11 protein-coding genes are annotated in these 12,119 nt (G+C 46.9%); 2 read left to right on the top strand and 9 right to left on the bottom strand.

Going from position 1 to position 12,119, the window contains the following annotated elements; all coding sequences use genetic code 11:
• Nucleotides 1-221 precede the first annotated feature (221 nt).
• From IM456_RS20105 to dnaK, 7 genes are all read right to left on the bottom strand, one after another.
• A complete protein-coding gene (locus tag IM456_RS20105; protein WP_170915586.1) occupies nucleotides 222-401 on the bottom strand; it encodes a hypothetical protein in 180 nt (59 codons plus the stop codon).
• A 76-nt stretch (nucleotides 402-477) separates the two neighbouring features.
• Nucleotides 478-2,730 carry a PBP1A family penicillin-binding protein gene (locus IM456_RS20100; RefSeq protein WP_287693561.1) on the bottom strand — a complete coding sequence of 751 codons (2,253 nt, stop codon included), beginning with the start codon at nucleotides 2,728-2,730 and terminating at the stop codon, nucleotides 478-480.
• A 202-nt stretch (nucleotides 2,731-2,932) separates the two neighbouring features.
• A complete protein-coding gene (gene ilvN, locus IM456_RS20095) occupies nucleotides 2,933-3,457 on the bottom strand; it encodes an acetolactate synthase small subunit (RefSeq protein ID WP_002732118.1) in 525 nt (174 codons plus the stop codon).
• A 112-nt stretch (nucleotides 3,458-3,569) separates the two neighbouring features.
• The gene (gene rsgA / locus IM456_RS20090; RefSeq protein WP_287693558.1) at nucleotides 3,570-4,646 is read right to left on the bottom strand and encodes a small ribosomal subunit biogenesis GTPase RsgA; all 1,077 of its coding nucleotides are present in this window, start codon (nucleotides 4,644-4,646) and stop codon (nucleotides 3,570-3,572) included.
• Nucleotides 4,647-4,868 (bottom strand): sulfurtransferase TusA family protein, encoded by a 222-nt coding sequence (locus IM456_RS20085; protein ID WP_002738399.1) that lies wholly within the window; start codon nucleotides 4,866-4,868, stop codon nucleotides 4,647-4,649.
• Between the two features lie 2 nt (nucleotides 4,869-4,870).
• Nucleotides 4,871-5,995: a molecular chaperone DnaJ gene (dnaJ, locus tag IM456_RS20080; RefSeq protein ID WP_149985478.1), complete on the bottom strand. Its 1,125-nt coding sequence runs from the start codon at nucleotides 5,993-5,995 to the stop codon at nucleotides 4,871-4,873.
• Between the two features lie 262 nt (nucleotides 5,996-6,257).
• Nucleotides 6,258-8,306, bottom strand: coding sequence for a molecular chaperone DnaK (gene dnaK / locus IM456_RS20075; RefSeq protein ID WP_287693555.1), 2,049 nt, complete (start codon nucleotides 8,304-8,306; stop codon nucleotides 6,258-6,260).
• Between the two features lie 399 nt (nucleotides 8,307-8,705).
• On the opposite strand from dnaK, the gene ahr reads away from it, so the two are divergent.
• Nucleotides 8,706-9,710 carry an NADPH-dependent aldehyde reductase Ahr gene (ahr, locus tag IM456_RS20070; protein WP_287693553.1) on the top strand — a complete coding sequence of 335 codons (1,005 nt, stop codon included), beginning with the start codon at nucleotides 8,706-8,708 and terminating at the stop codon, nucleotides 9,708-9,710.
• 28 nt (nucleotides 9,711-9,738) lie between these two features.
• Nucleotides 9,739-10,515 carry a Uma2 family endonuclease gene (locus IM456_RS20065; RefSeq protein ID WP_287693551.1) on the top strand — a complete coding sequence of 259 codons (777 nt, stop codon included), beginning with the start codon at nucleotides 9,739-9,741 and terminating at the stop codon, nucleotides 10,513-10,515.
• A gap of 125 nt (nucleotides 10,516-10,640) precedes the next feature.
• On the opposite strand, the gene gifA is transcribed toward IM456_RS20065, so the two are convergent.
• Nucleotides 10,641-10,841 (bottom strand): glutamine synthetase inactivation factor IF7A, encoded by a 201-nt coding sequence (gifA, locus tag IM456_RS20060; protein ID WP_002758764.1) that lies wholly within the window; start codon nucleotides 10,839-10,841, stop codon nucleotides 10,641-10,643.
• A 410-nt stretch (nucleotides 10,842-11,251) separates the two neighbouring features.
• Nucleotides 11,252-11,839, bottom strand: coding sequence for a hypothetical protein (locus IM456_RS20055; RefSeq protein ID WP_149985483.1), 588 nt, complete (start codon nucleotides 11,837-11,839; stop codon nucleotides 11,252-11,254).
• Nucleotides 11,840-12,119 lie beyond the last annotated feature (280 nt).

Genomic DNA, 12,119 nt, shown 5'->3' with positions numbered 1-12,119 from the left:
CTTAAATGTTTCAGGATATACTCCACAAAAGCGTTTAAACTCTTCTGGATTCAAATTTTTTACTTTTTCGTAAGTCATTGTTTTTCTGAGTGTTTTACTTTATTTTACATAATCAGTTCCTATTTTTGCAGGAGGTCTATTACTTTAAAGCAGTTATCTTAATAGTGAGGTACGAAGTCTCTGGTTTTAGGGAACTCTGGAATAGGCAACGGGAAAAGTAGCTAGGGTCTGCTGAATAAATCTAAAAACCTTGTTGGATAAGACTTTTGTACTTTTTTCCCCTCAAAAAGTGCCAGCCATTGCGGGGATCGGGGGGAAAATTCCGGGACTTTTTCCCTGAAAATTAGGTAGTTGACCACCTCAAAACTGGTAAAACCCCACACCCCACCTGCCCCCCCGATGTCGGGGGGGTTGGGGGGCCACACCCTGCCCCTAGGAAAAGCTTTTTGCCGCAAACCCTAGCTAGTAGTATTGGGATTAGTTTTGTGTGGTGATTAACTGACGGTGATAATCGCCCCATAACTTGGCTGCCTGTTGACTACTGCCCGCAGTGGGAGAATTATTATCATTACCTAACCAAATGCCTGTCACCCAGTCGCGACGGGGAAGATAGCCGATAAACCAGAGATCCACATAATTATCCGTAGTTCCCGTTTTACCCGCTTCTCCCATGCCAATACTAGCAGCACCTCCTGTACCATTAGTTATCACCCCCCGCAATAAACTATTCATCGTTTCGGCGGTTTTAGGGGAGATTACCTGCTGATTTCTATCGCTATCGTCGCCATAGTCATAAATAACCCGACAGGTACTCAAATCCTCCACATTTTTACAGTCGGAAGCGTCGAGAATGCGTTTAATGGCGTGGGGACGATTCCAGCGCCCGCCATGGTCAAAAACCCCATAAGCGCCGGTCATTTCCAAGACATTTACCTCGCTTTGCCCTAAAATTAGCCCCGGTACGGGATTTAAAGGTGATTTGACCCCCAAACGTTCCGCCACATTGACCACATTACTTAATCCTGCCTCGCGAGCAATGCGAAGGGCAACACTATTTTCCGATCGCGCTAAACCTTGAAACATATTGACCCCCCCGCTACTACGTTCACAGGGAGAATAGGCTTGTCCTTGCCAAGAGAGTCCAGCGCAGGTATAGGTTTTATAGGGCGATATTCCCTGTTCTAGGGCGGCAGCATAAGCAAATACCTTAAAAGTGGAACCGGGTTGACGTTTAGCTTGGATAGCGCGGTTAAATTGGCTTTTTTGATAATCAACTCCCCCGACTAAAGCGAGAATTTCCCCGGTTTGACTGTTTAGGGTAACTAAAGCCCCTTGGGAGTATCGATAGCGGGGTCCTTGCTTTAGGACATTATTTTTTAAGCTTTTTTCTGCGATCGCTTGCAGCCGGCGGTCTAAACTGGTTTCAACGATAAAATTGCCCTCTTTAGCCACTTCTTCCCCTAAAAGGTCCTGTAATTCCTCGAAAACGTAACTATAAAAATATGGTGCAATCGTACTAGATAGGGATTTTTTGGCTTGGGGACTGATTTCAATGCGAGATCTGCGGGCGCTGGCGGCCGCTTCCGGGGAAATCATGCCTAATTGGGCCATGCGATCGATGACACGATTGCGTAATTGTACGGAAGTGTCGTAATCTTGAATGGGATTAAATCGATTCGGGGCGGGTAACATAGCCACAAGAGTAGCAGCCTCGGAGATATCTAAATCTCTAGCGGATTTATCGAAATAAAAGCGGGCCGCATCTTCAAAACCGTAACCGGCCAGACCGAGATAAACTCGATTGAGATAGGTTTTGAGAATTGTATCCTTACTATAGACCGCTTCTAATTGTAAAGCGACCACAGCCTCCCGGAGTTTGCGATCGGCAGTATTTTGGCGACCGACTTCGGGGAATAAACTACGCGCTAACTGTTGAGTCAGGGTGCTGGCCCCTTGACGAATGCCTTGACCTTGCCAATTAATCATAACAGCCCGGACAATCCCCAAAGGATCAACCCCAAAATGCCAGTAAAAACGACTATCTTCGGAAGCGACAACCGCCTGGGGCAGATAGGGAGAAAAATCGCCCAGATTATCTAATTCTCGGTGAGTTTCCTGTCGCATGGGATTGAGGGGAGTTTGACCATCCCTAGGGTAAACCACCACCGGACCGCTCACCCCGGAAGGGAGTGGATAAACATTAACTTTGCGACTTTCCCAGATAACCGCTAAAACTAATAAACCGAAAATACCGCCCGCACCATAGAAACCATAGCGCAAAAGTCGCGCCCACAGGGGAGGGGGACAGTAGTAGGAGATGGTGACACAATTGGCTAAGTCTGGGGTGGCCAGGGTAAAGGTATCACCATGACGCAGGGAAACGCTTTTAAGACGACGTTTACCCATATAAACCCCGTTAGTGGAGTTTTCATCTGTGAGCAGGAAATTATGGGGATTTTTCGGGTCACGCTGGAGGGAACAATGAATCTGACTCACCACAGTGTTACGGATAGTAATATCACAGGAACTGGAACTACGACCCAACAAATAGCGATCGCCGATAAGGGGATATTTGCTTTCCCCGCTGCCATTCTCGTTTTTAAGGCGTAATTCGGGAACTCTCGCCCCTTTTTTGAGATTTACCGCCTGAAAATTCACCTTTCCTTGCAATTTCTGCACGGCAACGGTGACAAGTTGACTAATTTGGGTTTTCGGCGACTGCTTAGACATAGTTTTTATCAGTTATCAGCTTCTGAAGGCAATAGGCAATAGGGGAAGTGGGGAAGTGGGGAATGGGGAATTTCAACTAAAACCCCAACACCCTAACACCCCCCGCAACGCGCACGCAGTGACCACCCTAACACCCCAACACCCTAACACCCTAAAACCCTAACACCCCATCTCCCCAATTCCCAATTCATACCCAATATCCCTAAATTGACATTTTAGCCTCTAAAGCTTTGAGGTATTCCGTATTGACTCCCGACTCCCGAATCAGAGCAATTTTACCGGTACGGGCCACCTCGCGAACGCCAAATTTATTCAGCATTTGCATAATCGCCACCATTTTACCCGGATCCCCCACCACTTCGATGGTCAGGGTTTCCTCGGAAATATCCACAATCCGCGCCCGGAATACCTGCGCTAATTCGATCACTTCGGCCCGGCGCTCGGCGGTAGCATTAACTTTAATCAGCATTAATTCCCTTTCCACACAGGGGGTTTGGGTGATATCCTGCACCTTGAGGACGTTAATTAATTTGTAAAGTTGTTTGGTTAACTGTTCGATGCTGTCCTCATCTCCTGGTACTACCATCGTAATCCGAGAAACTCCCATCTGTTCGGCAGGACCCACGGCCAGGCTTTCAATATTAAAGCCGCGACGGGCGAATAATCCAGCAATACGGGTTAAGACTCCCGCTTCATCTTCAACTAATACGGATAATGTGTGTTTCATGGCGATCTGTCTACACAACCTAGATTTCCCCATTGTAAGACAGGAGGCAAGGCCAGAACAGTTTGTCTTCTCTGAGCGATTCCCAACAACGCAACACGCAACTTAACCCATTCTATTCAGAATCATCATTATAAATATCTTGGAGAGTTTGATTTTCGTAGCGTTCCTGATCTTGATTTTTGCCGCGACGGGAAGGACGACGATATTTTTTATTGGCTAATTTGGGTTCGTAGGTTTCTTGACCGGCTTCTTTAATTTTTAACTTTAAATTTGACTCTTTTGTGCTAGTTTTCTTTAATGTCTGTTCTCGTGCGATCGCCGCTTCTAAAAACTCTAAATAATGTTGGTAACGTTCCCAATCTCCCCTCACCACACAGTTAGGTTCCCGACGGTGAGTACAATCATTAAATTGACAATTTCCTAAAGCTAAACGCTGTCTCACTTCCGGAAAATAAAAAGTTAATTGTTCCGGTAAACACTTAATATCCGGTTGGTTAAACCCCGGACTATCGGCCAATAAACCCCGATTTGGTAAAGCAAATAACTCCACATGACGGGTAGTGTGACGACCTTTTTGCAGTTTTCCCGACACATCCCCCACCCGTTGATTAATCTCAGGAATTAGGCAATTAATTAAACTCGATTTTCCCACCCCCGATGGACCGGCCAAGAGAGTGATTTTATGGTTTAATTGTGCCAATAAAGCCTCAAATCCCCTATTTTTCTCCACACTGACAAAAAAAGGCCGGTATCCCCAACTAGCTAGGCGATCGCCCCAGACCTCTATGTGTTCGGGTTCCCCCAGATCGATTTTATTGACACAGACCGCAATTTCTAAGCCTGTGGACTCGGCTTTCACCAAAAAACGACTAATCAGCCAAGGATCGAGGAAGGGTTCGGCAAGGGCAAAAACTAGCAAAATCTGCTCGATATTGGCAACGGCCGGCCGATCGATCTCGGTACTGCGGGGGAGGACTTCTGCGATCGCACCCTGCTGATCGCCAAAATCGGCTTCCTCCACGCGCACCCGATCACCAACCATCACCGATTGACCGATTTTTTGCAAGCGAGCGCGACGGGTACAGAGAAGATTCTCGCCCATAACGGGAGAATCCAAGCGTACCTGATAGAAATTCGCCTGTACGGCCACCACTGTACCGTATAAATCGGTTAATTGTGCATCTACCATTTAGGAATCGGGACGATAGACTTTGAGAACAAAAAAGCTATCTCGGTCCTCGATCGATTCTATCTGATAACCCTCCACTGTCAGGCTAGTGGGAACCTGTTCGATCGGTTCCCCGGCATCTAACCAGACTTCCAACCGTTCCCCGGCGGTCATTTTCTCTAATTGCAATTTTGTGCGGACAAAATTAATTGGGCAGGGAGTGCCGCGCAGGTCTAAAGTCATAGTTATTTATGGAAGATATTACCTAAAAATCCCTCGATTCCGCCTTTCCCCACGGTTTCCCCGCGAACTTTTGCTAATTTTTCCAGCAATTCCCGTTCTTCTCCGGTGACACGGGTAGGAATCGAGATTTTAACGGTAATGCGATGATCCCCGCGACTGACGGGATTGCCTAATTTGGGAACCCCTTTATTTTCTAAAATCAGTACGGTGTTCGGTTGAGTACCGGCAGGGATAGTCAGGTCCTCCTGGCCATCTACAGTATTAACTTTGATGGTACATCCTAAAATCGCTTGGATATAACTAATCGAGATATCCGATTTAATATCATTGCCTTCCCGTTGAAATTCCCCATCGTTTTCCACGGTTAGATAAACGAATAAATCCCCCGGCGGCCCGCCTTTAAGTCCTGCGTCTCCTTCCCGGGCAACGCGCAATTTCATGCCGTTGTCAACCCCTGCGGGGATGGTAATTTTCAGTTTTTTGGTTTCCTGTCTGCGTCCGGAACCGCCGCAAACGTCGCATTTTTCCTCGATCACTTCGCCAGCACCGTCACAGGTGGGACAGACCGAAACTTGAGCAAAAGTACCGAAGGGAGTACGGGTGGCGCGACGCACTTGACCAGTACCACTGCAAGTAGTACAAGTGCGGGAACTGGTTCCTGGTCTAGCCCCACTGCCTTTACAGGTTTGACAGGTTTCCAGATGACGGATGCGGATTTCCTTTTCGCCGCCAAAGACCGCCTCGCGGAATTTTAGTCTAAAATCGAGACGTAGATCCTCGCCCCGGGTAGGGCCTGTGCGTCGGCGGGCGGTTGCTTGGCCGCCCATACCCCCGAAACCACTAAAGATTGTCTCAAAGATATCGGCGAAACCGCCCATATTGTCGGGATCAAAACCGGCAGCGCCCCCAGAAACCCCGGCCTCACCAAAGCGGTCATAACGATTGCGGGTTTCTGGTTCCGAGAGAATTTCGTAGGCGCGGTTAATTTCTTTGAAGTGTTCCTCGGCTCCCGGTTCTTTGTTAACATCGGGATGGTATTTTCGGGCGAGACGACGATAGGCGCGTTTGATGTCTTCTTTGCCGGCATCTCGCGAGACACCTAGAATTTCGTAGTAATCAGTGGGCATAGGGGACTATGGTTCTGCTGGCAATTTATAAATAAAGTTTAAGTCTAGTTGTTACTTTAACAAACTATACATAATAGTTTAGTTGGGTTATCCCTACTATTTCTTTTTGTTGGGGGTTAGGGGTTAGGGGTTAGGGGTTGGGAAGTGGGAACTGGGGGAGTGGGGAAGTGGGAAGTGGGGAGAATAAATAAAAATAATCTCCTGTCTCCTGTCTCGGAGTCTCCTGTCTCCTGTCTCCTGACGACCGATAGCTTTTCCCTTTTTAATCTACGGCCTCGTAGTCACTGGCGCTCATTTCTTCCCCATCGTAGGGGTGATCATCACTGCCCGATTTGCTGGCTTTAGTTTCCAGATTATTATAGGTTCTGGTTCTAGTGTGGGAGATGGTTGGCCTGTCAGCGAAGGTATTCGAGGAAGTGGTCTGGATGCGGGTAGGCCAGGTCAGTTTTTCGTTGACATCGATCGATTCAAAACCAGTACCGCTGCGGGTTTGGGTTTCCTCTTGTTTACCCGTGTAGATCCGGGTACCGATTTCGAGGACAATCTGACGAAATTCTTCCAGGGTGGTTTTTAGCTTTTCTGGCGATATGGAGGGGTCGCGCAGAGCGATTTCCAACTGTTGCCGCTTCTGGTCGGCCAGTTGCCGGATATCGGGGGCGACTAACTCACTGTTTTCCCTGAGGGTGACTTCGTAGCTATAGAAAAGACTATCGGATTGGTGGCGAATATCGATCATTTGCAGACGACTGCGATCAAATTCGGCGTATTTTTCGGCTTCTAGGCGCATTTTTTCAATTTCGTTCGGTTTCAGCCCTCCAGTATGGCTAATGACAATGCTTTGTTCTTTGCCGGTGCCTTGGTCGCTCGCAGCCACTTTCAAGATGCCGTTAACATCGATATCGAAGGCCACTTCGATTTGTGGCATACCCCTAGGAGCGGGAGGAATTCCCGTCAGGAGAAATTTACCGAGGGTTTTATTATCCCGGGCCATGGCCCTTTCCCCTTGCAGAACATGAATTTCCACCGAAGTTTGACCATCGGCAGCGGTGGAAAAAACCTGAGATCTACTGGTGGGGATAGTGGTATTGCGATCGATAATTTTGGTAAAGACTTCGCCGAGGGTTTCAATGCCGAGGGAAAGGGGGGTGACATCGAGGAGGAGGACATCTGCCACTTCTCCACCTAAAACTCCAGCTTGAATCGCCGCCCCCAAAGCAACGGCCTCATCGGGGTTAACAGAGCGATCGATCTGGCCTGCAGAAAAGAAACGGGAGATTAATTGCTGTACGGCGGGGATTCTGGTGGAACCGCCGACGAGAATGACACGATTGATATCGCTAGGCTGCAGTTCGCTATCTTTGAGGGACTGTTGTACGGGTTCGAGGGTTTTTTCCACTAATTCTCTGGTTAATTCCTCGAATTTAGTGCGAGTTAGTTCTAATTCTAGGTGTTTAGGACTGGTTTCGTCGGCGGCGATAAAGGGGAGATTGATCGAGGTGGTAATCAGGCTAGAAAGCTCGATTTTGGCTTTTTCGGCGGCTTCTCGCAGTCTTTGGATCGCTATGCGATCGCTGGATAGATCGATGTTTTCTTGGCTTTGAAAGTTCTCCACCAGCCACCGCACTAAGAGGTTATCAAAATCGTCCCCCCCAAGATGGTTATTGCCGGCGGTGGCTTTCACTTCAAAGACTCCCTTTCCCAGTTGCAGGATGGAAACGTCGAAGGTTCCTCCCCCTAGGTCAAAAACGAGGATATGTTGATCTTCGTTTTGTTTATCTAAACCGTAGGCCAGGGCGGCGGCGGTGGGTTCGTTAATAATTCTTAATACTTCTAGTCCTGCGATTATCCCCGCGTCTTTAGTGGCCTGACGTTGGGCATCGGTAAAATAGGCGGGAACTGTAATCACGGCCTCATTAATCGGTTCTCCCAGATACGCCTCGGCATCGGCCTTTAATTTTTGCAGGATCATGGCCGAGATTTCTTGGGGGGTAAATTCCCGATCGCGAATTTTGATATTGACGGTATCATCGCGACCGCGTTGGCAATGATAGGCAACTCGTCCCCTTTCTACCTCGGTGTCTTGCCAACGCCTACCGATAAAGCGTTTGATGCTATAGACGGTATTTTCGGCATTAGTGACCGCTTGACGTTTGGCCAGTTGTCCCACTAGGCGCTGGCCTTTGCCGAATCCCACGATACTAGGAGTTGTCCTTCCCCCTTCCGAGTTGGGAACTATAATCGGCTGACCTCCCTCGAGTACCGCAACACAACTGTTGGTTGTCCCTAAGTCGATGCCGATGACTTTTCCCATGACGCTCTGATAATAATGGTAGTTAATAGGATACAATCATTTACAAAAATTATCCCAAAATTAGCAACGGGCTTTTTACCTCGTCTAATCTTGCCAGGGATGAAACAGGACAATTTTTATCCGATCCTAACAAAACTTGTCGGTAAAGTCCGCAAGCGGCCGGCGACCAGTCTATATACAAGAGTAACCCAAAACCAGTAATTTTGCTGATGCTGCCAGTTAGCGATCGCCTCTGGCTATTCTTAAAATTGCCGTTTTTAAGATTTTTTTAATGATCACGAGCGGACTTCCTTGATGTTGATGTCCCTAGCAGTCGAATTATTGCCCAATCTTCTTAACCCGAATTTTCGATAAATTTGGGATAAGATAACCAATAAACCGATCCTAGAGGACTTAATCATGATTAGAGCCTATGCTGCCCGAGAAAAAGGGGGAAAACTAGAGCCTTTTGACTACGATCCGGGTATATTAGGGGATGAAGATGTGGAAATCGAGGTGGAATATTGCGGCATCTGCCACAGTGACCTAAGTATGCTCGATAACGATTGGGGACTGACCACCTATCCCTTTGTCCCCGGTCATGAAGTGGTCGGTACAATCGCCGCTCTTGGTGCTAAAGTCAAAGAGTTAAAATTAGGGCAAAGAGTCGGTCTGGGTTGGTTTTCCCGTTCCTGTTCCACCTGTGAAACTTGTATGTCAGGGGATCAAAACCTTTGTGCTACTGCCGAAGGAACTATCGTCGGTCGCCATGGCGGTTTTGCCGACAGAGTCCGCGCTCATCATAGTTGGTTAATTCCCCTGGGGAACCAGTTAGATGCTGCCAAAGCTGGCCCGCTTTTTTGTGGTGGTATAACCGTCTTTAATCCCATTGTCCAATTTGATATTAAACCCACGGCGCGAGTTGGTGTCATTGGTATTGGTGGATTGGGCCATATAGCCTTAAAATTCCTCAAAGCTTGGGGCTGCGAAGTAACCGCTTTTTCCAGTAGTCCCGACAAAGAAACAGAAGCAAAAGAATTAGGCGCGACTCATTTTATCAATTCCAGAGACCCCGAAGCTTTGCAATCGGTACAAAATTACTTTGATTTCATCATCTCTACCGTTAACGTTAATCTCGATTGGGGTCTTTATATCGCCTGTTTACGTCCCAAAGGTCGTCTGCATATTGTTGGGGCTGTTCTTGAACCGATGAATACCTATGCTTTTCCCTTGATTATGGGTCAAAAATCGATTTCTGGCAGTCCTTTGGGTAGTCCCAGTACCATCAATAAAATGATCGAATTTGCCTCTCGCCATGGCATTGAACCCGTTACAGAAACCTATCCTATCTCGCAGGTGAATGAAGCCATGGAAAAATTGAGAACTGGACAACCTAAATATCGCCTCGTCTTGCAAATAAAATAAAACCATCTCTATCCTGGACGTAACCCCGATGACTCAACCCCTCACTCCTCCAGTTATCGATTGGGAAGAACCCCCCATTCCCCCAGAAGACCTGATTTTTGACGATGGAGAACCTTTGGAAACACACCGTCACCGCAAGGCCATGAATGTCTTAATCGATTCTATCGAACAAGCCTATCAGGATCGAGAAGACTTTTTCGTTGGCGGTAATATGTTTATTTACTTTAGCCGTGAGCGGGTTTTTAATCAAGATTTTCGTGGCCCCGATTTTTTCGTTGTCCTCGATATCGATGGTAGTTATAAACGACAAGGATGGGTGGTTTGGAACGAAAACGGACGTTATCCCGATGTGATCGTGGAATTAATGTCAGAAAGCACCGCAAAAATTGATTTAACTATCAAAAAAGACCTCTATGAGCGGACTTTTCGCTGCTCCCAATACTTCGTTTATAATCCCTTTGATGCCACTTCCCTGCAAGGTTGGGCTTTAGACCCAAATCAATGCTATCAAGAAATTATTCCCGACCAGCGCGGTTGGTTATGGTGTCAACGTTTGGGATTATGGTTAGGAGTCTGGATGGGCAGCATCCAGCGAGAAGAAGCCCCTTGGCTACGTTTTTATGACCTAGACGGCAATTTAATCCTTCTACCCGCGGAATTAGCCGAAATCGAACGTCAGAACGCTGAAAGCGAACGTCAACGCGCCCAGGCAGCCTATCAACAGGCCGAAATCCAACATCAACGGGCGGAACGTTTAGCGGCGCAATTACGGCAATTAGGCATAAATCCCGATGAAACCCCGTAATCGGCCCAGGAATGACCCCTATCTCTAAAAACCGAAAACCCACACATTCCGAGATCGGTTTGTGTGGGCTGATTGTTCACTTAATTCTAAGATTGAAAGCTTACACTTTGGCGAAATCTAAGACCCTAACTGAGAGTAACACCAGAGCGATCGTAAGTTTGTGAAGAAAAGTCGGCCGAGAAGCGACGTTGAACGGTTTCCCCGTAGCCATTGTCATTGTCAATACCGATTTCAGAAGCACTTCTCCCTAACATCGATTGTTGACGATTTTTGACGGCGTGGTGGTGACGCATCATTAAGGCGCGAGCTTGTTGTTCTGTAGACATAATCATTTCCTCCGAGCTGCAAATAGTGTTTCGAACTTTTTTAATCACCTACTAATATGTATAACATACAATTCTGTATCTATTTTTACAAAATGCCCTAATCCCAGAAAAATTAACAAAACTTTACAATAGGGTTTGCTGAAAAAGTTTGTTGGTGGAGTCAGGAGTCAGGAGTCAGGAGTCAGGAGATTATTTTTATAGTCATTTCAGATAAGTCTGATACACTCTAGACCAGTTAAACCCTTATGAACTCTGGCATTGATATTCTCAATCTTAATTGAAATGACTATATTTATTCTTCCCACACCCTACACCCCACACCCTACACCCTACACCCCACACCCTACACCCCACACCCCACACCCCAATTCATAATTCATAATTCATAATTCCCAAGACATCAATTGCCCTCAGACCTTAATCGAACTAGGTTCATCGACGGCGGCGATAATGCGATGACAACCGGAAAAGGGTTGCGCCCATTGATACTGGTGTTCTAAAGGATTACCCCAACAGAGGCCGAGATATAATTCCGTGCGCGCCACATCTAATTCCGCCCATTCGGACTGGGCGACTAATTCTGCTAGAGAATCGGCAGAAATGGGACGACGGGAGTTAAGCGCCCACCAAAAATTCATATTAGGGGTGATACTGTTCCAAAACTCTAAAACCGAGGCTTTGGCAGCCATGAGAATTTCCTTGTCACCCGCCACGGCAACTAATTGATTATGAATTTCGGGATAACGGAGAGTGCGATCGCCCCATTGACAAACACGCCAGATAATGCCCGAAACCTGATATTGTTGTTGATAATCGTGAACTTGGCGGCGAAAATCCTGATAGGCGAAGACTTTGCCCACCTTTTCTAGATTGATCGCCTTGGCAATCACCGGATTATCAATGCGCTCCGCCGGGGAGAGTAACAGACGTTCCCCTTTCCAAGTGGCGTGCATTTCTCGCTCGAGGATTTCAATTAACTGCTGTGTCGAGTAAGCCATACTACCGCTCTTACCTGAGAGAGGATTTCTTTTTATAATAAACTCGAATTTCGGTAGTGGAAACGCTCGATCGCTAGAAAATTGTCAACCATCTGAAATATCGGCAGCATACCCCTTTATACTAAATCCCGTTTTAAAGCCGACACTCCGCACTTCAAAATGTAGTATAAAGTAGCATAAACTCATTCAAGAAAAAATAAGTAAAAATACTCAGAGAATTAGTCCCAAAAAAGTGAGACAATCAAAAAGCTCAAAAATCTATTAAAGGTACAAAAATTGT

This window comes from Microcystis sp. M079S1, from assembly GCF_020246425.1.
Taxonomy (GTDB): domain Bacteria; phylum Cyanobacteriota; class Cyanobacteriia; order Cyanobacteriales; family Microcystaceae; genus Microcystis; species Microcystis aeruginosa.
The sequence above is the reverse complement of the archived record's forward strand: the minus strand, read 5'-3'. Positions and strand labels throughout refer to the sequence as shown.